21 protein-coding genes and 3 pseudogenes are annotated in these 22,784 nt (G+C 69.8%); 15 read left to right on the top strand and 9 right to left on the bottom strand.

What is annotated here, in order from left to right; genetic code table 11:
- Nucleotides 1–392: 392 nt before the first annotated feature.
- The 4 genes and pseudogenes from V1J52_RS24410 to V1J52_RS24400 all read left to right on the top strand — a co-directional run.
- Nucleotides 393–1,067: a hypothetical protein gene (locus V1J52_RS24410; protein ID WP_330142128.1), complete on the top strand. Its 675-nt coding sequence runs from the start codon at nt 393–395 to the stop codon at nt 1,065–1,067.
- Between the two features lie 132 nt (nt 1,068–1,199).
- On the top strand, nt 1,200–1,790 hold the full coding sequence (locus tag V1J52_RS24405) for a DUF6461 domain-containing protein (protein ID WP_330142127.1): 591 nt from the start codon (nt 1,200–1,202) through the stop codon (nt 1,788–1,790).
- A 129-nt stretch (nt 1,791–1,919) separates the two neighbouring features.
- A pseudogene (locus V1J52_RS26205) lies at nt 1,920–2,389 on the top strand (transposase); the annotation flags it as partial.
- 71 nt (nt 2,390–2,460) lie between these two features.
- Nucleotides 2,461–2,696, top strand: a pseudogene (locus tag V1J52_RS24400) (hypothetical protein); the annotation flags it as partial.
- A 590-nt stretch (nt 2,697–3,286) separates the two neighbouring features.
- Here V1J52_RS24400 and V1J52_RS24395 read toward each other — a convergent pair.
- The gene (locus tag V1J52_RS24395) at nt 3,287–3,508 is read right to left on the bottom strand and encodes a hypothetical protein (RefSeq protein WP_330142126.1); all 222 of its coding nucleotides are present in this window, start codon (nt 3,506–3,508) and stop codon (nt 3,287–3,289) included.
- Nucleotides 3,509–3,591: 83 nt separating this feature from the next.
- On the opposite strand from V1J52_RS24395, the gene V1J52_RS24390 reads away from it, so the two are divergent.
- The 4 genes from V1J52_RS24390 to V1J52_RS24375 all read left to right on the top strand — a co-directional run bounded on the left by V1J52_RS24390 (nt 3,592) and on the right by V1J52_RS24375 (nt 6,093).
- Complete coding sequence (locus V1J52_RS24390; RefSeq protein WP_330142125.1) at nt 3,592–4,044, top strand: MarR family transcriptional regulator; 453 nt, start codon at nt 3,592–3,594, stop codon at nt 4,042–4,044.
- Complete coding sequence (locus V1J52_RS24385) at nt 4,041–4,352, top strand: replication initiation protein, RepL2 (protein ID WP_142197592.1); 312 nt, start codon at nt 4,041–4,043, stop codon at nt 4,350–4,352. Before V1J52_RS24390 ends, V1J52_RS24385 begins: the two co-directional genes overlap by 4 nt.
- A gap of 458 nt (nt 4,353–4,810) precedes the next feature.
- Nucleotides 4,811–5,557 carry a phosphotransferase family protein gene (locus V1J52_RS24380; RefSeq protein ID WP_330142124.1) on the top strand — a complete coding sequence of 249 codons (747 nt, stop codon included), beginning with the start codon at nt 4,811–4,813 and terminating at the stop codon, nt 5,555–5,557.
- A gap of 35 nt (nt 5,558–5,592) precedes the next feature.
- Nucleotides 5,593–6,093: a hypothetical protein gene (locus V1J52_RS24375; RefSeq protein ID WP_330142123.1), complete on the top strand. Its 501-nt coding sequence runs from the start codon at nt 5,593–5,595 to the stop codon at nt 6,091–6,093.
- A gap of 12 nt (nt 6,094–6,105) precedes the next feature.
- On the opposite strand, the gene V1J52_RS24370 is transcribed toward V1J52_RS24375, so the two are convergent.
- Both V1J52_RS24370 and V1J52_RS24365 read right to left on the bottom strand, forming a co-directional pair.
- Nucleotides 6,106–7,023 carry a recombinase family protein gene (locus tag V1J52_RS24370; RefSeq protein ID WP_330142122.1) on the bottom strand — a complete coding sequence of 306 codons (918 nt, stop codon included), beginning with the start codon at nt 7,021–7,023 and terminating at the stop codon, nt 6,106–6,108.
- Nucleotides 7,024–7,225: 202 nt separating this feature from the next.
- Nucleotides 7,226–7,801, bottom strand: a complete 576-nt coding sequence (locus tag V1J52_RS24365) for a helix-turn-helix domain-containing protein (RefSeq protein ID WP_330142121.1) — start codon at nt 7,799–7,801, stop codon at nt 7,226–7,228.
- A gap of 122 nt (nt 7,802–7,923) precedes the next feature.
- Between V1J52_RS24365 and V1J52_RS24360 the strand changes: the two genes are divergently transcribed.
- The 3 genes from V1J52_RS24360 to V1J52_RS24350 are packed head-to-tail and all read left to right on the top strand — an operon-like array spanning nt 7,924 to nt 10,190.
- Nucleotides 7,924–8,760 (top strand): EamA family transporter, encoded by an 837-nt coding sequence (locus V1J52_RS24360; RefSeq protein ID WP_330142120.1) that lies wholly within the window; start codon nt 7,924–7,926, stop codon nt 8,758–8,760.
- A gap of 29 nt (nt 8,761–8,789) precedes the next feature.
- Complete coding sequence (locus V1J52_RS24355) at nt 8,790–9,437, top strand: FMN-binding negative transcriptional regulator (protein WP_330142119.1); 648 nt, start codon at nt 8,790–8,792, stop codon at nt 9,435–9,437.
- 45 nt (nt 9,438–9,482) lie between these two features.
- On the top strand, nt 9,483–10,190 hold the full coding sequence (locus tag V1J52_RS24350; protein ID WP_330142118.1) for a B3/B4 domain-containing protein: 708 nt from the start codon (nt 9,483–9,485) through the stop codon (nt 10,188–10,190).
- Between the two features lie 64 nt (nt 10,191–10,254).
- Here the strand turns inward: V1J52_RS24350 and V1J52_RS24345 are convergent.
- Together V1J52_RS24345 and V1J52_RS24340 are read right to left on the bottom strand one after the other, a co-directional pair.
- Nucleotides 10,255–10,527: pseudogene (locus V1J52_RS24345) on the bottom strand (Tn3 family transposase); the annotation flags it as partial.
- A gap of 190 nt (nt 10,528–10,717) precedes the next feature.
- Entirely contained in the window at nt 10,718–12,814 is a 2,097-nt protein-coding gene (locus V1J52_RS24340) for a pentapeptide repeat-containing protein (protein WP_330142117.1), read from the bottom strand.
- Here V1J52_RS24340 and V1J52_RS24335 point away from each other — a divergent pair.
- Nucleotides 12,813–13,418 (top strand): hypothetical protein, encoded by a 606-nt coding sequence (locus tag V1J52_RS24335; protein ID WP_330142116.1) that lies wholly within the window; start codon nt 12,813–12,815, stop codon nt 13,416–13,418. The two genes, V1J52_RS24340 and V1J52_RS24335, sit on opposite strands and share 2 nt — an antisense overlap.
- Nucleotides 13,419–14,241: 823 nt before the next feature.
- Complete coding sequence (locus tag V1J52_RS24330; protein ID WP_330142115.1) at nt 14,242–14,886, top strand: hypothetical protein; 645 nt, start codon at nt 14,242–14,244, stop codon at nt 14,884–14,886.
- Nucleotides 14,887–15,304: 418 nt separating this feature from the next.
- Here the strand turns inward: V1J52_RS24330 and V1J52_RS24325 are convergent, their stop codons facing one another.
- On the bottom strand, nt 15,305–15,472 hold the full coding sequence (locus V1J52_RS24325) for a hypothetical protein (protein ID WP_330142114.1): 168 nt from the start codon (nt 15,470–15,472) through the stop codon (nt 15,305–15,307).
- 1,145 nt (nt 15,473–16,617) lie between these two features.
- Between V1J52_RS24325 and V1J52_RS24320 the strand changes: the two genes are divergently transcribed.
- Entirely contained in the window at nt 16,618–17,466 is an 849-nt protein-coding gene (locus tag V1J52_RS24320; RefSeq protein WP_330142113.1) for a helix-turn-helix domain-containing protein, read from the top strand.
- A gap of 30 nt (nt 17,467–17,496) precedes the next feature.
- Nucleotides 17,497–17,946, top strand: a complete 450-nt coding sequence (locus V1J52_RS24315; protein WP_330142112.1) for a hypothetical protein — start codon at nt 17,497–17,499, stop codon at nt 17,944–17,946.
- 554 nt (nt 17,947–18,500) lie between these two features.
- Here the strand turns inward: V1J52_RS24315 and V1J52_RS24310 are convergent.
- The 3 genes from V1J52_RS24310 to V1J52_RS24300 all read right to left on the bottom strand — a co-directional run bounded on the left by V1J52_RS24310 (nt 18,501) and on the right by V1J52_RS24300 (nt 22,761).
- Nucleotides 18,501–20,831, bottom strand: a complete 2,331-nt coding sequence (locus tag V1J52_RS24310; RefSeq protein WP_330142111.1) for a tetratricopeptide repeat protein — start codon at nt 20,829–20,831, stop codon at nt 18,501–18,503.
- 58 nt (nt 20,832–20,889) lie between these two features.
- Nucleotides 20,890–21,225, bottom strand: a complete 336-nt coding sequence (locus V1J52_RS24305; RefSeq protein ID WP_330142110.1) for a hypothetical protein — start codon at nt 21,223–21,225, stop codon at nt 20,890–20,892.
- Between the two features lie 252 nt (nt 21,226–21,477).
- A complete protein-coding gene (locus V1J52_RS24300; RefSeq protein ID WP_443075914.1) occupies nt 21,478–22,761 on the bottom strand; it encodes an IS701 family transposase in 1,284 nt (427 codons plus the stop codon).
- Nucleotides 22,762–22,784 lie beyond the last annotated feature (23 nt).

Here is a 22,784-nt window from a genome sequence, read left to right as displayed (position 1 = left end):
GAGCCTGGGAGGCGCCGGCCTGCCGCCATCCGAGTTGAGGTGCTGGCTCGGGACCGCCGCGGTGGTGTCCCCTGGTGTCGGGCAGAATGGGAGTGTTGGCGGGTGACTGCGGAAGGGGGAGTTCTCTCCGTGCTCCGCAGTCCCGTGCTGTGCCCGGGTGCTGGTGTGGTGGTGCTGCCTTGCTTGGTTCCGTATCTGCCGCCGATGGCCAGGAATCTGAAGCCCTGCCTGTGCGGCCGGCCGGGCGCTACGGCTGAGGAGTTGTTGTGCCGGGCCTGTCGGCGGCGGGCGGTCGATGAGCACGGTGACCGCCTGGCCGGACTGCTTTCCGCCATCACCTACGAGCACCGCGGTGTGCACCTGAGCTTGAGCCGTCCGCGTTCACCGCTCGCGTGCAGTTCACGGCGCCTGACGTCACCGATCGCCACCGCACGGTGAGCACCTTCCGCTGGTTCGATATGTGGGCCGACGACCAGCTCATCGCCGCGTGTGCGGCTGGACTCGATGACGGGCATGTGTCGGCGCTGGCTGTGGCCCAGGCGCACTACGCCCTGGCGACGCTTGCGTTGCATGAGGTGGGGGAGTGGTACACCTACCGCGGTGAGCAGGTCTTCCCGCCGCACCGGCCTGACCCCTGCCTGCCGGGTGTTGAGGACCGGGGGCCGGATGGCAACGGCCAGGTGATCCTGTGGCTGGACTACGGCCGCGCTGCCCTGCCAGCCGCCGCTCAGCACCCAGGCCGATGGGTGGCCCGGTCGGCGGTATGCCCGGTGGACCGTGCCGACCTCGGCACCCTGCCCGGACAGATTCTGACTCTCACCTCGGTCGGCGTCTGCGTCACCCCACCCCACGGCGGCGCTGCCACCGTCACCGCCTGGACCGTCCACCCGGCGGCGGACACAGTCCTGGAACAGGCCCTGCGCGACGTCCACCACGGCATGGCCATGTCCGAACTCACCGTCATCGCCGCCCACCTGCGACTCGCCGGTATGCCCGTTCTCGCGCCGGTCCCGGCGACGGGCGCAGGCGGAGTCGCCTGTACCGCTCACCTGAGCTACGACGGATAGCCAGCAGCCACGTCCCGCGCAGCAGCGCCGGGCCCGGATGCTGAGGTGCGCGGACTTCCCGATCCCGTTGTCAGGGCGAGGGTGGGGTTGGTCAGTGCTCGATCTGTCAGTGAGGCGTGCCAGAGTCCGGGCATGACGGGTGCCGATGCAGCTCATGGTCTGGATGTTCTTCGCGCGGACATGCCCCTCTACACGCTTACCTTCGCCAAAGGCTTGTCTCCTGCGGAGTTGCTGACCCGCATGGGGGTGGACACCGAGACGCTGGCCCTCCGCAGCCTGCTGGACCTGGAGGAGGAGTTCGGTGACACCCTGCTTGACGAGGACGAGCCGGTGGCTACGACCGGGGTCGACGGCGTGTGGGCCTGGGCATGGGAGCAGGGCGGCAGTCATGGGCTGGACGGGGGAGTCCTGTCCAGGGTCTCGCGAGGGACGGAGGCGGTCGCGCTCCACTGCAACGAGAAGCCGATGCACTGGTTCAAGTACGCGGTCGAAGGGGGCATCGTCGTCGACTTCCACACCCTGCAGCCGATCGAGCCGACTGGCCTTGACCCCCACCGGCTCGAAGCGTTCATGCGTCCCCTCGGGCTCATCCCAGGGGCGCCGGCTCCGCTGTACGGCGTCCTGGCTCTCGCCGAGGATGCCTTCGGGCTACGAGTGACGCCGGCCAGGAAGGGCGAGGGACGCTGGAGCGGCAGCTTGCTGCCGCTGCCCGCTGAGGAATAGCGCTCAGCTGCGCGTCGTGCACGCTGGCGCAGCATGGAAGGGAACGCTGTCCCAGGTCACGGCCCACAGAACGTTGGCGCGGCACCGGGCAAGGGCGAGCACTGCTTGTTTGAGTCCTTCGCCTTCCTTCTAGGCCGGTCCCGAGGTGGTTTCACCTCCAAGATCCATCTGGCCTGAACAGGGCCAACGACCTCTGTCCCTGCTGGTCACGGCCGGACAGCTCGGCGACAGTCTTCAGCTCGCCGCCGTACTGGAAGCCATCCGAGTCTCGCATCGGGACGGGCCGCCCCTGTGGCCGGCCGCTGCGGGTGCGCGGCGACAAGGCGTCTTCATCACGCGCCAACCGGGCCTACCTGCGGAAGCGGGGGATCCCCTGCACCGTCCCCGAGCCTGGCTGACCAGGCCGCAACCGCAAGCGACGTGGAAACACGGGCGGACGGCCTCCGGCTCTCGACCGCGGCGGCTACAAGGCCCGGCAGGCGGTCGAGTGCGGGAGCAACCGGCTTAAAAGCACTCGGGTGGTGGCCACACGGTTCGAGATACTCGTGGTCCGCTTCGAGGCCACTGTCCTGATTGCCGCGACCGGCGAATGGCTGTGACCTGCCGGAGATACCGGCTACGCATGCCATGCCCGCGGCCAGGTTGAACGGAGCGAGGGAGAACGGAAGGAATGGGGGCTCGGAACTACGGCGCCGACAGCAAGAACGGCGACCGCATCGACGACGCGTCTGAGGACGCGCTGTTCATGATGATCAGCGACCTCAACCACTCCGACAACACCTCGTGGTCGTCCAGCCAGACGATGACAGCCCTGAGTGGTTCGCCTCAGTGGCCGTCCTGGACGAAGACTGCTACGAGGTCGTTCGCCGCGACACCACGCGAAACGAGCACGCGGTCACCACTTCCTGGTGGGTCTGGTCGTGGACGACGGTCCGGGCACCGTGCTGGGAGGAGCTGTGCTGCCGGGCTGGCCCACACAGCGGTTTTGCCCTTCGTCCAAGTCGTGCCGCCTCCATCACTCGGGATGCCGGCCAGCCGCTGCCTCGACCCACAGGAGATGGTTGACCTCGGGCTCTTAACGCCCAGGGGCCGGTACCCCCTCGGCCCCTGGGGGCCTCCGGGGTACCGCCGGGGCCCTCGGGGTGGCCGGGCGACTGCGGCCTTGGTGAGGGTGCTGGAAAGAGGTGTGGCCGGGGCCGGCACGAGGTGACGGGGACACACGTGACGGGTGCTCCGTCCACTGCCCTCGCGTCGTGGCGTGCTTTCGTCGGCTGAGGTAGGCAAGGGTGAAGGCTTCGTCGACCAGTGGCAGGGGTACGGATGTAAAGCGCCGCAGGGACACGCTGACCGTGCCTTGCGCGCCTTCCTGAAGGCACGGCGCGTGTGAGCGGGGCGGCTGCAGGTGAGACAGCCTGGTCCCCGCTTAAGAGAGCACAGACCCCTAGAAGTGGCCTGACCTGCGAAAATGCCCTTTTGCATCGGGTTCTGGCGATCTGCTACCCAGTGCCCACCATCGTGCATCCGGTTTCACAGAACAGGGCAGGCTGCTCTGCGGAACCGGACACCCATGTCCAGCGAACCATCACCCCGGCTGCAGGACCTGACCAGATTGACGTCAGGTTCATCAGCTCCGGTGCCGTGACCGCGCCAGGCACCGAAGAGGGGATCGACACCTGGTTGAGCAACACGCCCCTGAAGACGGAGTCCATGAACTCCACGCTCATGTACGTTAAGTTCATCTGGTCGGCCTGAGAGCCGCCGCTCATGCACGTCGAGGCAATGCCCAGCTACGGAGGGCCCGTTGGGAGCAGTACGCAGACTCGTTGATGCGGACACGGGCGAGGCCATCCCCTATGCGCCCTACGCCTTCTCCGGCGAGCACATCCAGGTCGACAAGGCCAGAGTCGCAGCGATCACCGAGAGCAAGGAGTTCACCCCGAGCCAGAAGTACCTGGTGCTGTGGTGGATCGGAGTCTCTCCCCAGGGCATGGCACCCCTGAGGGCAACCGGCGCCGACATCGCCAAGAAGGTCGGCATGACGGCCGACGCCGTCGGCAAGATCAACCGGAAACTACTCAAGCGACGCATCCTGGTCGAGCGCGGGCGGATCGGCAACTACAGGCTCTACCGGATCAGCCCGTACATTGCCTTTCACGGCACCGGGATCGAACAGCGGGAAGCGATCAAGACGTGCAACCCGCCGGACATCCCCGGCTTCGACAACACGACCCCTGCGCGGTGGGAGGCCCAGTGAACAACGACGACAAGCGAAAGCTCCTCGACGTCCTCCACCGCACCGCTGGCATGACCGCCAACCAGCGCCTGGTCGTCATGCTCTACGCAATGCACCCCACCGACCGCGCCGGCGCCGTCATCGAGACCGGCGCCAACCTCGCCAAGCTCGTCGGCATGTCCCCGACCGTGTTCTCCCGCACCCGGCGCCAGGTCGTCGAAGCCGGATGGCTCGAGGAATCCGAGCGGCTCGCACACATCAGCTACTACCGGCTCAGCGAGAAGAGCACCGGCGAGGACGTAGTCGTCCCCCTGCGCCGGGCGACCTGAACCACTTCGGGAAACCAGCACTCATGTACGTGAGGTCAATGAGCATCGCTCCCAGGATCGGCGCTCATTGACCTCACGTACATGAGCCCCCACCCCGCCGCAGACGCGGACTCGACCAACCAGGCCCCCGGTCAGCCCTTCCTCAACAACGTCGACCGCCATGCCCAACGAAGGCGGCCACACAGCAGCGGATCCTGCAGGTGATACGGGACACCTGGCAGAGGTACGGCTGCTGCTGTTCGCTCTGAACGCTGCGGCTCCCGGACTACAGGCCCGCTCTCGGGCAAGGACAGGGACTGCCCGAGGCGGACCCTTAGGACTCCTGAAGAAAGTGGTGGGACCTGGTCAGAGGTAGATGCCGTGCACGAGGCCGCCGGGTAGCGGCACGCGGTCAGCCGCTTCATCGCAGGCGATAAACCCGGCGACGTCGGCGATCACCCCCGGGATAGTGGTCGCCCATGGATGAGGTCAAAGTCGTCGTCGCCCATTCCGAGCGCGCGACGCTGCGCGTCGGTGACGTGTTCCTGAAGGTGGACGCCGATCAGGCGCGCATCGACGTCGAGGTCGAAGCGATGTCCCTCGCGCCGGTCCCGACCCCGCAGGTCCTGTGGCGCAAGCCGCCCGTGCTCGCGATCGCCGCACTCCCGGGGACGACGCTGGGGCGCCTCGGCGGGCCGTCGACCGGGTCGCCGGCGGCGTGGACCGCGGCGGGCGCCGCCATCCGGAAGCTGCACGAAGCACCCCTGCCGCCCCGGCCGGGCCAGGCCGGCCGGAGCATCGTCGCGCTAGCGGCGGAACTCGACGACGAGTGCGAGTTGCTCGTGACGAACGGTGTTTTGCCTGCTGACCTGGTCACCCGCAACCGCCAGGTCGCCGAGGCCGCGCTCCGGCCGTGGACTTTGGCGTTCACACACGGCGACCTGCAGATCGCGCACGTCTTCGTCGACGGCGACGAGGTCACCGGCATCATCGACTGGTCCGAGGCGGGCCAGGGCGATGCCCTGTACGACCTCGCCACCTTCACGCTCGGACACGAGGAGCACCTCGACGACGTCATCGTCGGCTATGGCACCGACATCGACCTCGACGTGATCCACGCGTGGTGGTCGTTGCGAAGCCTGCTGGCAGTTCGCTGGCTGACCGAGCACGGCTTCGACCCCTTCGCACCGGGCTGTGAGGTCGACGTGCTGAGATCCCGGATGTGAGGCTGCGCGGGGCCGACTGCCACGTATGCGTTCTGATGCATCGAGCAGGCCATGCCCTGGGGGCGATCGCCCGCCCTTACTCCCCGCAGAGTGCGGTGCGCAGTCGTCGCCAGCAGATGACGGCGCAAGCCAAGGAGGACGAACGCGGGGTGGATGTCGTCGCGGACTTCCCAGCGGATACGCAGGCGGCGGAACCAGTGCAGCAACACGATCGCTCCTTCCACGACCCAGCGGTACACGCCCAGGCCGGAGCCGTACCCGGTGCCGCGCCGGGCGAGGTGCGGGGTGACCTGGAACCGGCGGACCTTGACCCGGCAGACCTCATGGTCATAGCCGCGGTCGGTACAGATACCTGGGCGGTGCAGTGGCTGGCCGCGCTTGCCTCAGCTCGGCGGGACGGCCTGGATCAGCGAGATCAGTTGGGTGACGCCGTTGCGGTTGCCGTCGGTGGCGATTGCCGCGAGCGGGCGCTGTGCGCCTCGACGATCAGGTGGTACTTCGGCCTCGGGGAACATCGGTACAGCGGTTATCGGTGAGAACGATCTTGTTCAGGGTGTGAGGGCGCTGACCCTGTTCTCGTACTCGCGGCGGGCCTTGCGCTGGGCAGGGACCGCGGGGAGGCCCTGACCGCCGTCGAGCGGCTGGCAGCGGGCGAGGAGCCCTCGGTGCATGGCGGGGACGGCGCTGACGCGCAGGGTGTAGCCCTGGCCGCGCCGTACGGTCGTCCCCTGGTCGAGCGCGGCACGCTCGGCGGGCTCCAGCTCGGTGGCGCGGAGGTAGTCGGCGACCTTGCCCGGCATGTCGAGGGTGACCGGCAGCTCCGGGGCGGGCGCGTCCTCCTCGCTGGCGGTGTGGTCGGGCAGGAGGTCGGCGACGGCCGTGCGGATGGCGCCGCGGCTGACCCGGTGCTCGCGGGCGAGGGCGGCGATGGAGCGCCCTTCCAGGTACGCGGTGCGTACGGCGTCGGTCTTCGCGGCCGCCACCGCGGGGCGGCGCCCGCCCTTGCTGCCCCTGGCCTCGGCGGCACGCAGCCCGTCGTACGTCAGCTCGCGCTGGAGGTCGCGCTGAAGTTCGCCGGCGGCGGCGAGGGTCTGCACCATGAACTTCACGGTGGACAGCAGCTCGCCGGTGCGGGGGTGGCGGGCGGTGAGGTCCATCGCGGAGAACGCGCCGTCGTGGATGCGCAGCGCCACCTGGTCGCGGTGGAGGACATCGAGCACGTCGAGGATGTGCCCGGTGCCGCGGACGAGGCGGAACATCTCGGAGATGTGCACGGTGTCGCCCGGCCGCGCGTACGTCAACAGCTCGCGGAACTTCGGGCGCTGGAGGGGGTGGAGGCGGCTGGAGGTGCCCGGGTCCTCCTCGAAGACGACCGGGTCCTCGATCCCGGCCTCGTCCAGGACGAGGTTCTGCCGGGCGGTGGACTGCTGGTCGGTCGAGACCCGCTTGTAGACCAGGTTCGCCACCGAGGGGCCCCTTCCGTACGGAGGATCGGAGCCTAGCTGTCGTCAAACCCTGTCAGCAATCACCATCGGATCTGATTGGATTCGCGGCGCCGTGAGCCCTCGGATTGCACGGGTTCATTGGACGCGCCGCCTGCCTGTCGCCAAACGATCGTTTGCCGACAGGAAGCCGGATGCTGTCCGGCCTCCTGGGGTCATCGGGACGCTACCCGGGGCCCGGGGGCAGGTGGACGGTCATGATCAGGTGGCAGGTCTGTGTGCCCGTGCCGCGGTAGGTGTGGGTGGTGTCGGCGTCGAAGGTGGCGGTCTGTCCGGCGGCGACGGTGTAGTCGATGCCGTCGACGACGAGGACCATCTCGCCCCTGGTGACGCTGATGGTCTCGGTCACGCCGGCCTGGTGGGGGTGGCTGGGGTATTCCTCACCGGGTTCCAGTGTCCAGCGCCAGACTTCGGTGGCCGCCGGACCGCTGGTGGTCAGCATGAGCCGGGCCTCACTGCCGTGCTCGCCCTTCCACAGGGGCATGACAGTGTCGGCGTCCACCACCCGCACCCGCTGTTCGGGGCGGCCTTCCATCAGGGCGGAAACGGAGGCGCCGAGCGTGTCGGCGAGGCGGACCAGGGTGGCGAAGTTGGGATTGCCCTGCGCTTTCTCCAGGGCGACGAGGGCACCCTTGCTGACCTTGGCCCGGCGGCCAAGTTCGTCCAGGGAAAGTCCGGCGCGGGTGCGGGCCGCGCGGACGTTGTGCGCGAGCGTCCGCAGCGCCGCCTCGGTCTCCGTCATCGCTATCACCCCTCCAAGCAGGTGGGTCACTGCACTGGTCCGTGCGGTCGGTCGGTTGACGACTTACGGTCGGTGCGTTGTACGGTGTAGTCGTTCCATTGATAGTAAGGGATGTACTACCTGTGATCGCTCTGCTGCTGGCCCTGAGCAGCTCTCTGGCCTACGGATGCGCCGACTTCCTCGGCGGCTTGGGCGCCCGCAAGGCCCATGTCCTGCGCACCGTGATGATCGCGGCCCCGGCCTCGCTGACCGTCGAGCTGCTGCTGTGGCCCGTCCTCGGCGCCTCCTTCGCCCCGGCGACCCTGGCCTGGGGCGCCGCGTCCGGCGTGGCGTCGGCCGCCGCGTTCGCCCTGCTCTACAAGACCCTGGCGATCGGGCCGATGAACGTGCTGTCCCCGGTCACCGCGCTGGTGTCGGCGATGCTGCCGGTCGGCGTCGGGCTGGTGCAGGGCGAGCACCTGGGGGTGGCCGGGCTGGTCGGCCTGCCGCTGGCGCTGGCGGCCGTGGTGCTGGTCAGCGCCGGGCACGGCGCGAAGTCGGCCCGCCCCTCGCGCACCGCGCTGCTGCTCGCCCTCGGAGCTGGCGCCGCGATCGCCTTGCAGCTGGTCTTCCTGCACCAGGCACCCTCCGACAGCGGCGTCGGCCCGCTGATCGTCGGCCGCGCCGTCTCCTCCGCCGTCACCCTGGCTGCCGCCGGCGTGATGTTCCGCCGCCTGGGCACGGAGAAGCCCGCCTACGGGATCTCTGCGGCGGCCGGCGTGCTGGATTCGGTGGCCAACCTGCTGTTCCTGCTCGCCGCCCGCAGCGGCGACCTGGCCGTCGTCGCCGTGATCACCGCCCTGTACCCGGCCGGCACCGTTCTGCTCGCCCGCAGCGTCCTCTCCGAACGCATCCACCGCGGACAGCTGATCGGCTTGGGCACCGCCGCCGTCGCCGTCAGCCTCCTCGCCCTCACCTGAACCACCACCCTCCCCGGAAGGAACCCGGCATGTTCATCCAGCCCTGGGACGCCGCCCTTGACGACGCCGAGTGGCAGACCTGGATCGCGGAGGGCCACGACTTCGGCATCCTCAGCGTCAACGGCCTGCCTGGACACCCGCCGGCCGTCGTGCCCACCCACTTCACCGTCGACGGCACGGCCCTGCTCGTGCATCTCGCCCGGCCCAACCCCGTGTGGAAGGCGATCGAGGCCGACCCGAACGTCACCTTCACCGTCACCGGCGACTACGCCTTCATTCCCGGGCCCTGGCGCGCCAAGCCCGGCACCGAGCCCATCGACGGCGTCCCCACCAGCTACTACGCCGCCGTCCAGTTCACCTGCCAGGCCGGCATCATCGACGACCCGGCGGCCAAGGCCGAGCTGCTGCGCCGGCAGATGGCCCACTTCCAGCCCGATGGCGACCACGCCCCCATCGATCCCGACCAGCCTCCCTACGGGCGGATGCTGCCCGGCATCCGCGGCCTGCGCCTGGACGTCACCGAGGTCCGCGCGAAGTTCAAGTACGACGACCACAAACCCGTCGAGCAGCGCACCGAAACCGCCCGCCGGCTCACCGAACGCGGCACGGCCCTGGACGCACCCACCGCCGGCCAGCAGCTCCGCCGCCTGGACCGCATCGGCACCTGGAAGTCCTGACCACTGCCACCCTCGGCCAGCTCACCGAACGGACACGCTCCCACGATGACCGCCTTCCGCATCAGCCCCGACGTCGCCGACGCCTTCCCCGACACCCTCATCGCCGTCGTCACCGCCACCGGCCTGAATGGCCGCGAGCCCTGGCCCCATACCACCGAGGCTCTGGAGAACCTGGAGGCCCAACTCGCCGACGGCACCTGGGCTCCGGCCGACGAGAGCGACCCGCGCATCAAGGCGTGGCACACCGCCTATCGCTCCTTCGGCACCAATCCCCGCCGTATCCGCCCCAGCGTCGATGCCCTGGGCCGCCGCATGGCGAAGAAGGGGACCCTGCCCCGGATCAACCCGGCCGTCGACTCCTACAACGCCGTTTCCGTCCGCCACGGCCTGCCCGCCGGAGCCTTCGACCTCGCCCACGTCACCGGCGACGTCGAAATCCGCTACGCCGACGGCACCGAGACCTTCACCCCGCTCGGCGAACCCGACACCGTCGAGAACCCCAAGCCCGGCGAGATCGTCTACACCGACACCACCGACGTCCTCACCCGCCACTGGAACCACCGCGACGCACACCGCACCCGCGTCACCGAGGACTCCACCCACGTCGCCTTTGTCCTGGAAACCCTGACCGCTACCCGCGACGGACACCTCCTGACCACTGCCGCCGAGGAATTGCAGGACCTGCTCACCGAACACTCCGCCCAGAGCGCCGTCCACTACCTCAGCCCCGCCCACCCGCAGGTCACCCTCTGACTCCACGCCCCTGGTATCCCAGCGGCAGCACAGGTTGAGCAGCACCTCGTTCGGGCCTCGGCGCTCACTCCTGGCCGCCACCGTCATCGTCCTCGTCCAGCTCCGGCGCCTCCGGATCGCGCAGCGGACGCAGAGCGCCGGCGGCCGGGGTCGAGGCGGTGAAGCTGTAGCGGCCGAGGAGGTTCAGGTTGCGGTGCTTGAGCGGGGACAGGCGGGCGATGTCCTCGTCCGGCAGTTCGTGGCCCTCGGCGGCGAGCTGGGTGACGGCGGCGTCGATGTACTTCGTCGTCCAGAGCACGATGGCGTTGAGGACCAGGCCGAGCGCGCCGAGCTGGTCTTATCCGAACTTGGCATGTTGACCGCTTGGGGCCGTCTGTGTCGGGCCGCACGGAAGATTTCAGTGGGCGGTTCTGTGACCTGGGCATTGAAATCTTCCGTGCGGTGTCTCGGGATGGTGCGAGCGCACCGATCCCTTCGGTGTCCGGCGGCCGTGGCGTCGGCGGTCCTTCTGCGGGATGGGCTGGTGGTCAGCGTTTGACGCGGCTGCGGACAGCTAGGACGGCCAGGCCGAGGAGGACGGGTTCGACCAGTCGGGAGGCCATCTCGGTGTACGTGCCGACGGTGGTCAGGTCCTGGCCGGAGGAGCGGAATACCACCGAGTTGATCACCACCCGCAGGGCCTTGTCGAACCGTTCAGTGGTGACGCGCTCGGACCACGGGCCGGTGGGGTTGACCGGATCGGGGGTGTCGGTGGTCCAGGCGACCTCCTGCCCGGCGGCGACCTGGCGGCCGGTGATGGTCGGCTTCGGATCCTCCGCAGGCAGCCCCCACAGCACCATCACCGCGACCGTGGCGGCCATGGCCGCCGCCAGCCAGGCCAGTGCGCGGGTGGCGCGCAGACCGTATCCGGACAGAGTGCAGTAGGCGGTCAGCAGTGTCCGCTCCGCCCAGGGCCGGGTGGCGTCGTGGCGGCGCATCTCGCATTCGCCGTAGTAGAAGTCGGCGGCGTCCGGCTCGTTCTTACCGTCCTCCAATGACTTGCGTAATTGTCGGTACAGTGCTGCAAGCGCGGCCGGCTGTAGCACAGCGGCGTCCTCGGGCGGGCGAGTCCAACCACGGGGCTGGTCGGGTCTGTGACGGCTTTGGACGCGCCAGTGGTGCTCCTCAATCAATGTGCGCCGTGGACTCCAGCGCCAAGGAGATCGGCCGTACCGCCCGGTGGGGGTGGTGGCGAAGGTGCACCAGCCGTCAACCTTCAGCTGGTCGAGATGGACGGCGCCGGCGAACCGGCACCTGCTCAGGTCGATGTCGTGCAGCGCCAGGTGCGCGGCATCCACCCCGCCCACCGTCGCCAGGTGCACGCCGGGCTCCAGGCCGAACAGCTTTGTCTCTGGCAACAAGCCAGTTGAGCTGGACAGGGGGAAAGGGGTGGGACGGGCGGCGATTAGCACCGGGTACTCGAAGACCGCATCCCTCAGGTCCAGCTCGGCATAGCGCAGGTGGAGCATGGCGGTCGACGCCCATCGGGTGCGCGCACAACTCACCTGACGGGCTGCAATCTCCAACGTCACCGGCTGCTGGAACACCGCGGTGTCCAATACCACCCGCTTACCGCACACCAGCGGTCCCATGCCCGACGTCAATTCAAATCGCGCCTTGTTGAACCGGGCGTCGCCGGAGAAGGCCGCCCCGTGGAACTGAGCGTCGCCTGAGAAGGACGTCCCGCCGAACCAGGCGTCGTCAGAGAAGGCCGCCCCGTCGAACCGGGCAGTGCCGGAGAAGGTCGCCTCGCCGAACTGGGCGCGGGAGAAGGACGCTCCGTTGAACCCGGCGACACCGGAGAAGGACGCCTCGCCGAACTGGGCGAAGCCAGAGAAAGAGGCTCTGTCGAACCCGGCGTCGCTGGAAAAGGACGCACCGTCGAACCAGGCGACACCGGAGAAGGACGCCTCGCTGAACCAGGCGTCACGGGAGAAGGACGCCCTGCTGAACTCGGCGTCGCCGGAGAAGGACGTCCCGCCGAACCAGGCGTCGCCAGAGAAGGACGTCCCGCCGAACCGGGCGTCGCCGATGAGGGGTAGACCGGTGGTGGGGCTGCGTAGGGCGGCGAGTAACTGGTGCAGCAGTTCCGTGGTGAAGGGGGTGCCGCGGTGGTCGATGCTGGTGCCGGGTGACAACGTCGCGAGGTAGGCGGCGCGGTCGGCCTCGCTCAGGTGGGCCAGACAGGCGGTGTGGTCACCAACGTGGATGCCGCGGCAGCCGACCGGATCGGCCTGGGCGGCGTCGTGGCCGCAGTGCGGCCACGACGGCGGCGTGCTGGAAGGCGGTTCGGGAGGTGCGGGTGTCATGCCCGGAGGACGATCGAGCGCGGCCGGATGGTTGCCCGCGCCCTGCCGTCGAGGCCGCGGCACTGAAGCCTTTGGTGCGGCACTGAAGGACGTACTGAAATGAATCGTGCGCTCCTGAAATCTTCCGCGCGGTCCGACAGTCTGTCCGCCGATAGGTCGCTGAGAGTAGCGGCCGATTTTCTTGAGGATCGGCGGCCTTCCGGGCGTGTCGCCGAGCCGGTTCTCGCAAGGGTGCCCGATGAGGACGTGACTGGGGCCTTGGAAAATGTTCCTCATGGACGATGCCTTCACGCTCCTTCGGCGAGCGACTGATCTACTCCCCGAGGGTGCCCGGGCTGAAAACGGTGTGTCGGTTGACGACGTGCGCGACTATCAACGGCACCAGGAGTGGGAGCTGGTCCTCGACCTCCTGATGGAGATTGCGGACGAGCAGCCGGTTTCCTTGCGATTCTGGTCGCTACTCGAGGAGGCAGCCCGCCAGATGATGCTGGAGCACAGCGCTGACTGGTGCGAGTGGCGGGCCGGGGAGATGCAGCACGGCATCCTCCGGGCCAGGCTGAGCCTGCTGAGCACGAAGGAGGGCGGACGTCAGACCGCCTTCTCCGGGCAGGGGCAGCTGCGGCCGCTTTGGGACATCGGCAACCGGGCGCCCGATGGCGGGCAGGCAGTGAACGTTGCGCGACTGTGGGTGGAGGGTGCACCCGGCCTGGCGCCGGGAGAAAGCGCGACGGTCCGTTTGGCACCACTCAGCCCCGAACAGTGGCGCGATGTCCAGCCTGGCGACGTGATCACCATGCACGAAGGCAGGCCGGTTGTCGGCACGGCCGTGATCATCGAGGTCACACCGCCTTCCGTCGCTGGGCTCGAGGGAGATCTGTAGGCGCGATCTGCAGGGTGTCCGAGCCGCGCGGAAGGTTGCGGCTCAGCCCGAGCTGGTCGCGTAGCGCCCGCAGATAGGAAGATGACCAGCATGACGATCAACAGAAAGGCCCATGCCGCGTAGGCGGCCTGGGCACGTCCGGGCCGACCTGCTCCTACGGCGCACGCGGTGCGCATCGTGACCGCCGCCTGGGCTCTGTGCAGCTCGGCGGCTCTGCTGTTCGGCGTGCCCTCCACCGCCTGGCTACTGGGTCCGTACTGGATGTGGCTAGCCGTCGGTGAGCTGTACTTTCTCCTCCACCTGCTCCTGGCGGTACGGGCCTTCCGCGACGCGTCCGCACAACCGCACCGGGGCCTGCGGTCTCTCGCGGCCCTCCTCGCCTGGGGCAGCCTGCCCTGCTGGTACCTGGCCCACCGGGCGGCGGAACACTCCGCATCGGACGGGTCATGGTCTGACGTGCTGCGTCCTGCGGTCACGGCGGGGGCGGTGCTCCTGGTCGGCGGGGGCCTCCTGCTGACCATGTCGTACATGCGCCGCGGGGACAGCTCCGCGAAGGCCCGGGGAAGGGCGAGGGCCACACGACCTAGGATCATCCCAGCGGAACCGGGGAGCGGCGGGGGAGGGGCATGGTGTGGGAGATACTCGCGCCCGTCGGTGTCGCCGGGTGCTGATGGCGCTGGTGGACGGTCCGGCGCGCTGCCTCGGGTTGTGGCTCGCCGCGGTGACGTTACCCGCGCTCCCGCTCATCTTCGAAGGCTGCTGCGGCTGTCGGCCCGGCGGCTGTTGGGCACCATGTGTCGAACGCAAAGGGACGACCTGAGCCGTGAACGATTTCTGGACCGAGGTGTCGGTCAGCCATCACCAGTTCTACGTCCTGGACTCGAACCTTATGTACCTGGACACCGAGTGGGCCGACTACTCCAACGGCCTAGTGGTCCTCATGAGCCATGGCGCGAAGATCCACACGGGCATCCACACCGGGAACGTCCGCGTCCGGGCCCACCCCCTGCCCAGCGAGCCCCAGTCCCTCGATGACGGGCCCTGGGATGACATCGTCGAGGCCAGCGTGTACTCCGCTACCGGACAGCTGGCCGTCGAGGTCCCTGACCCGGCCGCCAGCCCCGACACCTACCTCGCCCTCCCCGAACTCGCCCACGCCGGCCCCGGCTGGTACCGGCTGCGGGCCCACGCCCGCGGCCGCGACACCCCCCACCAAGCCGTCCAGAGCGACCCCGTGGAGGACTACCTCCTCCAGTGCTGGCCAGCCCCACGAACACCCACCCACATGATCCGCACCACCGACCACTGCGGCCAGGCACTCCGCGACTCAGCCGCACACCACCCCACCCCACCACCCAGCGCCGACAGCCCCGCCACACCACCCCCGGACGCCCAGCGACGCGCCACCGAGGACAACCTGAGGCGACAGCAACGGCCGCCGGACTCATCCGGCGGCTCCGGCCAGTGACAGCGGGACGCGGCGCCGCGCGCCTGAAGCGCCCCAAGCCCCTGGCACTGCGCCGGGCGCTACGCCGGGCCCAGGCCGAACGCGCCGCCCGGCAGGCAGAACCTTGCGCGGCACTCCGCCGTCCCGCGCACCACAGCGCACGGAGCAGCCACCGCGAAGTTGCCCTCGACAGAACGCGCCCAGCCCGGGGCGGTGGGGCGGGGCTCGCCGCTCCGGTGGCGGACGGGACGTAGTCGACGGAGTGGTTCAGCAGCTCCGCGCAGAAAAGGCGGAGGGGTACGGCCGAACGCTACGGGACCCTGGCGGCGCCCCCGTGTGCGGGCCGAGCGCCGCTCGTTGGTTTGCTGCACACTCCCCGCGATGTACCGGGCCCCGGCGCCGCTGGGCAGGACCGCGTGAGGGGAGGGCCGCTGGATGGTCACGGCCGGGCGCGCAGCAGCTCGGGAACGCGGCTGGTCTGCCCGAGCCAGGTGGCGATGTCCTGGTCGATGTACTCGACCAGGCGCAGGACCTCGGTGTGGGCGTTGGACAGGGCGAAGCCGGCGGGTCCGGCCGTGCCGCGTCGGCCGTCGCGGCGTTGTGCCACCGGATCGCCCCGCGCCGGGGCCCGCCAGGTTCGTGCAGTCGGTCCGGTCCGGCGGTCGGGACCACCGCGCCCGGCCGTCCGGCGCGGAGTTCTGGCCGCCGTCGTACTCGCCGCGTCCGCTCGAGGGCGTCGCCCACCGTTCCGGCATCGCCGAGCCGGGCTCTGCGGGCAGCGTCTTGCGGCTCGGCCTGGAGGCCCGCTCGCACAACTTTTCGCGTGAAGGCCTGCCTGTCACTCGATGGGGGCAGTAGGCCGGCGGCAGGGCAAGAGGTTTGTTGACAGAGTTGTGGCTCTCCGGCCGGTGGGCGAGGGGCGTGCGGAGGGCGTACTGAGGTGAAGAGCGCTACGCGGGCGCACCACTTTCTCAGCGAAAAGCACCCAATGTCCTTTTCCCGGGTGCGGTCTGATCATCTCTGACCGGCATTTGAAAGAATCTGATCAGACCGGGAAGAAATTGGTCGTGCCCGTGGTGACGGGCACCTATGCCTATAGCGCTACTAAGCGGCGCTGCCGGTGCCCGGTAGGTAGTACTGTCCAATGCCCCGGCAATCGCCGGGAACGGCAGGACCCCGGCATCTGGTTGGTCGCCTCGGCGCCGGGGTCTTGCCACTTCTCACGCCAGTTCGACCCAGGAGAGTTGTCCCTCATGACTCGTCACCGACGCCGTACTTTGCTTCCCGCAATTGCACGGGAGCAGAGCCGTGAAACTATCATCCCGCCACTGCCGTGGGTTCAAACCCTGCGGTGGCATGCCACGGTTGTCACGGCCCGCGCAAGCATGCTCATCGTGCTGATTTCCCTGCCGCTCCTCCTCCTGCCGGTCTCTTTTCCGCCCCGGGTGCTGCCCTGCCTGATGCTCTGTCTCGCGGCCTCGCACGGATCTGTGCTGATCCATCACCGATTCCGCCGTCGCTGACGCGACAAGCCGGGCGGCGAGGACAGCCTCCTCGCCGCCCGGCCGCAGCGCATCTCCTCGAACCCCTTCCTCGTGGGCGGGCATAGATACCCGCCCCGGCACCCCAAAAGAGGTACCGGTGTCACCCCGTTCCCCTCACAACCCCCGGTCCGCGTCCGGCCGGGCGGCCCGCTCCACTCCCACGGCCGACCCCGCCCGCGCCGCCCGCTGCACCGAAGCCGTCCGCGGCATGGCCGAGGATGCCATCGTGCGGTCCGAGGACTTTCTGGACCGGGCCAGCAGCGAGAACGCTTCGGCGGAAGAACTGCTCCAGAAAGCCGCCGGCCTTCACGCCCTCTTCGAAGACGTGATCGCGACGCTCGTCGTGCGCCAGCGCTCGGAGGGCAAACCACTCGACGAACTCGCGGTCATCCTGGAGCGGAGCGCGGACCGGCTGCGCAAGAAGTACCCCCCGCAGGACATCGACCGCACGATCACGAAGCGGAGCCGGCCACGACGCCCGGCCAGCAAACTTCCATCACCGACCGAACCGCCGGACCCACCGGACCCGCAGCCCCTCCAGCGGCTGCCGCGCCAGCGCCTGGCAAGCGCCCTGACCCGCGCCTGGCAGATCAGCGGCCTGACCCAGGCGGTCCTCGCCGACCGCATGGGAATCGACCCCTCCTACGTCTCCCGCCTGCTCTCCGGCGAGCGCGACGCCTCCTGGAAGCACGTCAAGCTCATCTGCGACGTGTGCCAGGCCGACACGGCGCTGATGCAGTCGCTGTGGGACGCGGCCAACGGCGACGGCGTGCCCCGCCCCAGCGACAACCCCGCACGCGACCTGCGGACCTACCTCAAGGCCCTCCTCTACGCCGCCGGCTCGCCCAGCAGCGAGACCGTCCTGGCCTCCGCCCAGCACACCATCAGCGCCACCGCCCTGCACCTGGCCCTCGAAGGCCCTGGCGTTCCCCCGCGCGCGGTGGTCAAGCAGCTCGCCGTGACCCTGCAGAGCCAGCCCGACACCGCCCTCGCCCTGTGGAGCCGGGCACACGGCCACACCGAGACCTGCTCCGTCTCCGCCGGGGCCTTCGGCTGACCCCGGCCAACCCCCGGGGGGAAAGACCGCATGAAACTCGCCGCCGCGCCCACCCTGCCCACCCTGCTCGCCACCGCCTTCTACGCCTTCCACGACCTGCACCGCCCCGCCTACCACGCCTACGCCGCCGCCCTCCTCGCTCCCGAGGAGGCCGCGACGGCCGTCGCCGAGCTCTTCGACCTTGTGGCCGACCAATGGACCACCGTGGTCACCGGCATCTCCCCCTCCGCATGGGCGTGGACCCGGCACGTCCACGCCGTCGCCCACCGCACCGGACACCCCACCACCCCAGCCGAGGACGCCGTCCTGCTCCACCACACCCTGCACCTGAGCATCGACAAGATCGCCACCATCACCGGCACCGAACCGGCCACCGTGACCGCCCTGCTCGCCACCCGCCACCACGAACACCCCAGCGACCCCACCCCCACCAGCCACACCCCACGCCGCCTGGCCTGCGACGGGCCGATGCGCCGCTGAACCGACCAGACAACTCACGTCGACGGGCGTCAGCCCGTGACCAAGCTGACAGCCCGGCGCCTGGCCACGCAGGCGCACGAAGCGCACCGTGGCGAGCCGCCCGCCGTTCGCGCGCACGACCGCGGCCAGCGGCGTCTCAAGCTCGTGGCGGCGGCCGTGGTCGGCGTCCGGCGCACTGGCGGTGATGCCCCCGGCGGCGGCCGGCCGGGCGCCGCTGCAGCAGACCGCCGGGCGCCGCGGCTCCGGCCGGGACCCCGTGAGTGCGGCGAACGCCTTCAAGTCGCTGATGGACTTCCGCGGCTGGAGTGCTTCCACCGCCGCCGGTAGCCTCCTCGACCAGTCGGGGAACGGCGGGTCGCCAAAATGCCGGGGCCGCAAGAGCCCGGCCCTGCGGACGCTCCCTGCTCGTGCCCTTGGTGTCCGCAGAGTTCGGTGACCCGGGGGCCGTCTTCGCCGCTCGCGGCAGCGGACGGTGCGCCCCGGGGTGGTCAGAGCCCAGTACCCGTATCGTGTGCTCCAGCAGGTCGGCAAGAACCTGCGCCGCCCCGGCCGCATCACCTCCCCGCCCCCGCCCGCCAGAAGGCGAGGTTGTTGCGGGTGATGAGGGTGTCGGGGTGGTCGGGGCCCAGCACCCGCATCGTGTCCTCCAATAAGTCGGTGAAGGCCTGCGCCGCCCCAGCCTCATCCCCCGCCCGCCCGCGCATGGTGGCGAGGTTGTTGCGGGTGGTGAGGGTGTTGGGGTGGTCGGGGCCCAGCACCCGCACCATGCGCTCGAGCAGGTCGGTGAAGGCCTGCGCCGCCCCAGCCGCATCCCCCGCTTCCCCCCGCCAACCGGCGAGGTTGTTGCGGGTGGTGAGGGTGTTGAGGTGGTCGGGGCCCAGCACCCGCGCCATGCGCTCGAGCAGGTCGGTGAAGGCCTGCGCCGCCCCAGCCGCATCCCCCGCTTCCCCCCGCCAACCGGCGAGGTTGTTGCGGGTGGTGAGGGTGTCGGGGTGGTCGGGGCCCAGCACCCGCACCTCGTGCTCCAGCAGATCGGCGAGCGCCTGCGCCGCACCGGCCGCATCCCCCACCTCCCCGCGCATGATGGCGAGGTTGTTGCGGGTGATAAAGGTGTCGGGGTGGTCAGAGCCCAGCACCCGCACCGTGTCCTCCAGCAGATCGGTGAAGGCCTGCGCCGCACCGGCCGCATCCCCCGCCCGCCCGCGCATGGTGGCGAGTTCGTTGCGGGTGATGAGGGTGTCGGGGTGGTCGGGACCGAGGCGGCTGCAGGTGGTGTCGGCGAGATGCTCGAAGTAGCCGTTGGCGGCGGTGACCTGTCCGGAGTCGCCGAGACTGCGGCCGACGCGGAGCAGCACCACGTGGGCGTCCGGCCAGTACAAGGCGTCGTCGGCATGGCGGGTGAGGGCATCGGCGTTGGTGCGCAGGACTTGGGCGAAATCAGTGTCGCGTTCGATGTCAGGCCAGACGGCGACCAGAGCGTCGGCGGCGGTGCGCGCGGTCTGGTGGTGCTGGTGGGGCGTGTGGATATCGCGGGTGGCGCGCTGGGTGAGCTGGTGGACGCGGACGGCCTGATGGGGGTTGCCCGGGTGGTGGTCAATGAGGCTGAGCCGGTCCAGGGCCCTCAAAGCACCGAAAGCCTCGTCCGGTGGGACAGGAACCACCGAGCGCTGCCGTCTACTCGGCCACCACTTCGTTCGCCGCCTTCGTCCGGGGCCGGCTGTCGTGCGGTGTGCGGCGAGGTGGGTGCGGGCTCTCTCGCTGGTCAGGACAGATTGGGGGATGCCGTTGGCGTCGAGCAGGGCGGCCAGGTGGAGCATGGGCCGGGCCAGGCCAGCGGGGCGCAGCGTGTCGGCGCGGTCGATGGACAGGGACCAGGCGGCGGCGAGGGCGGTGGCCTGTTCGTCGGGCAGGGCGTCGGGGGCGAGGTCGGTGAGTTTCGTGGTGCGGTCGGCCAGCAGGCTGCGGTAGGTCGCTGCACTTTCGCCGGAGTCGATGAGATAGGCGGCGGCCTGAGCCAGGGCCAGGGGCAGGTGCCCGAGGTCGGCGGCGAGGGCGGTGAGCTGGACCGCGGGCTCGGTGCGGCCTTGGGCGTTCAGGGCCGCGGTGAGGTAGTTGACCGATTCGGCAGGGGTGAACAGGCCGACCTCGATTCGGCGGCGCCCGTCTCCGAACAGGGCGGCGTCGCGACGGCGAGTGGTGAGCAATGTCCGGCCGTGTGGGCTGGCGGGCGGCCACAGGCTGTAGCGGTTCCCGGGGTCCTCGGGGTGGACGACGAGGTCGCTGGGGTCGGCGACATCGTCTAGGACAATCAGCCACCGGCACGGCCGTTGCCCGGGCTTGGGCGCCAGCCAGGCCAGGAATGTCTTCGCGGCCTGCTCGGGATCCGCGGGATCGGCCCGGCACAGTTCGACGCCGGCCTGCGCGTATGCGCTCACCACGGGGACCTGGGCGCTCGCGGTGATCCAGACCAGAATGTCCAGGCCACCGTCCGCCCAGGCGGCGCGGGCGTAGTCGGCGGCGAGCTGGGTTTTGCCAACCCCACCCATCCCGGTCAATACCTGGGACAGCACGGCGGTGCCCCCGTCCTCGACCGCCGCACGCAGCTGTTCTGCCTCGACGCGGTACTGGAAGGAGCGCGCCGAGGACGGGACCACACCGACCTGGTGCGGCCAGGACGCCGGTTCCCGCGGCGCGGGCTGCACAATCAGCGTGTGAACATAGCCGGTGTTGACGGTTGCGCCGTCGGTAGCCGTCGCGTCTCCTGTGCCGGACAGGTGTACCCAGGCGGGAGACTCAGGGCCGCTTCTCGGGGCCGGGCCGCGATAGCCCGTCACAGCCATCTCATCGCCGACGGCTTTCGCGTTGCCGGTGTCCGTCGCGGTCACTGACGGCTCAGGTTCCTCGTCCCGTGCCGTGCCTGATGATGCCTTCGCCATGCGGGGTCTAGTTCGAGTAGTCGATGCCGGAGACGGAGTTCCCCCCGCTGGCCTCACCCGTCCGCTCGGCTGTGGCCGAGCCCCGGCCCTGGCCGCCGGGCCGCCGGATTCCGGTGGTGCCACCGCGGCTGGCTTTACCGGTCCGGACGGCTTTATCTGTGGGCCCGATAGAGGACGGACGCTGGAACAGGGCCCAGACCAGGGCGGCAATACCGACGGCGGCCTGGACAGTGGCCCCGGCCAGCTGTCCTGCACCGGGGCTGTCCAGAAGCCAGATCAGCGGTGTAGACAAGACACCGACCACCGCCAGCACGATGACCGTGATCTTCCATCCCTGCGACACAGCGGCTCCCCCTCGCCCCGACACGCCCGTCAATGGTTGACGGCCCGCCACCTCGCATTGTGCCGTGCAGCTCTCGCCTGCATCAGGAAACGCACTTTTTCGGCACCACGGCCCCGGCACGGGCCCAGAGGAAGGAAGTGCGCCCGAGGGTCGTGCCAGAGTCGATGCGCGGGGCCGGACGTCGGCTCCGCGAACCGAGGCGAAAGGTAGGAGACGTGGCGCGGAGCTAGTACTCCAGTGCGGTTTCGTGATCTACCCAGCGGATTTGTCGGCGGATCGTCGTCGGTAGTGGCTGCGGCGGGCTGTTGCCTGGTGGCGTGTGCGCCAGTGGGACCAGTGCAGCAGTCTGCCCGCGGTCACGGCCGGTGCCGTGAGGACGGCGGCGAGCAGGTGGCGGATCTCGGGGACGGTCAACGTGATCGGGTCGCTGCCGCGGGTGGGGTGGAGCGGATCGACGGGCCGTTGTGGTGCCGGGTCGGCGGCAAGTGCGGTCAGAAACGCCAGCGCGAGCATGGCGAGCGTGATGTGCCGGTGCCATGAGGTCCAGTTGCGGACCTGGTAGTGGTCGAGTCCGACCTGGCCCTTGGCGGCCTGGAAGCACTCCTCGACGCTCCAGCGGACACCGGCGACGCGGACCAGTTCGGACAGGGCCACCTTTGTGGGTGACCAGCACAGGTAGAAGGCGAGTTCACCGGTAGTCCGGTTACGTCGGATGAGCAGGTGGCGGTGGCAGTCGGTGCCGATGTGGAACCAGGCCCAGTCGTAGTACCGCGGGCCTTTCGCACCGTTTCCGGCGCTGTGGCGCTGACAGGCCGTGGCGGGCAGGCGGCCGGCGACGGTGTCCGCGCGGACGGCAGTGCGGCCGTGGTTGATTCTCACCCGCATCGAGCAGGCGACGGCCAGCACGTAGCCGGTGCCGCGCGCCTCGAGGGCGGCGCGGAGCTGGGGGTCCTGGCCGTAGGCTTCATCGCCGGTCACCCAGGACGCGGTGATCCCGGTGTCCAGCGCGGCGGCGATCATCTCCCCGGCCAGGCGGGGCTTGGTCGTGAACTGGATGTCCTCGGGGATCCCGGCCGCGTGACGGCGTTCGGGATCGGAGCACCAGGACTGCTCGGGCAGGTAGAGCCGACGGTCGATCAGGGCCCGTCCGCGGCTGGTGGCCAGGGCGAGGAAGACGCCGACCTGAGAGTTTTCGATGCGTCCCGCGGTGCCGGTGTACTGCCGTTGCACACCGGCCGAGGCCCGGCCCTTCTTCAGGAAGCCGGTCTCGTCGACGACGAGACCGGCGCCGTCCGCGCCGAGGTGTTCGGCGGTGTACGCGCGCAGGTCGTCGCGGACCGCATCGGCGTCCCAGCGGGCGTAGCGCAGCAGGCGCTGCATCGGCCCGGGTCGGCTGTGGCCGGCCTGTTCGGCCAGCTGCCAGCAGTTCTTGCGCTCGACGTTCGACAGTAGCCCGAGCAGGTAGGCACGGGCCGCGGCCCGCGGCTCAACTCGCCCGAAGCGGCCCGCGATCCGGGCCATGACCTGGTCGAACATCGTCCGCCAGCGAGCAGGGTCTA

Source organism: Streptomyces solitudinis, assembly GCF_036323765.1.
GTDB lineage: Bacteria > Actinomycetota > Actinomycetes > Streptomycetales > Streptomycetaceae > Streptomyces.
This window is presented reverse-complemented; position numbering and strand designations above follow the sequence as displayed.

Coding starts and splice junctions, on each gene's coding strand:
- V1J52_RS24335 (WP_330142116.1), top strand. CDS start 12,813: ATGGACGATGCCTTCACGCTCCTTCGGCGAGCGACTGATCTACTCCCC.
- V1J52_RS24340 (WP_330142117.1), bottom strand. CDS start 12,814: ATGAGGAACATTTTCCAAGGCCCCAGTCACGTCCTCATCGGGCACCCT.
- V1J52_RS24375 (WP_330142123.1), top strand. CDS start 5,593: ATGCATCGAGCAGGCCATGCCCTGGGGGCGATCGCCCGCCCTTACTCC.
- V1J52_RS24315 (WP_330142112.1), top strand. CDS start 17,497: ATGAAACTCGCCGCCGCGCCCACCCTGCCCACCCTGCTCGCCACCGCC.
- V1J52_RS24405 (WP_330142127.1), top strand. CDS start 1,200: ATGACGGGTGCCGATGCAGCTCATGGTCTGGATGTTCTTCGCGCGGAC.
- V1J52_RS24380 (WP_330142124.1), top strand. CDS start 4,811: ATGGATGAGGTCAAAGTCGTCGTCGCCCATTCCGAGCGCGCGACGCTG.
- V1J52_RS24350 (WP_330142118.1), top strand. CDS start 9,483: ATGACCGCCTTCCGCATCAGCCCCGACGTCGCCGACGCCTTCCCCGAC.
- V1J52_RS24300 (WP_443075914.1), bottom strand. CDS start 22,761: ATGTTCGACCAGGTCATGGCCCGGATCGCGGGCCGCTTCGGGCGAGTT.
- V1J52_RS24320 (WP_330142113.1), top strand. CDS start 16,618: ATGGCCGAGGATGCCATCGTGCGGTCCGAGGACTTTCTGGACCGGGCC.
- V1J52_RS24355 (WP_330142119.1), top strand. CDS start 8,790: ATGTTCATCCAGCCCTGGGACGCCGCCCTTGACGACGCCGAGTGGCAG.
- V1J52_RS24365 (WP_330142121.1), bottom strand. CDS start 7,801: ATGACGGAGACCGAGGCGGCGCTGCGGACGCTCGCGCACAACGTCCGC.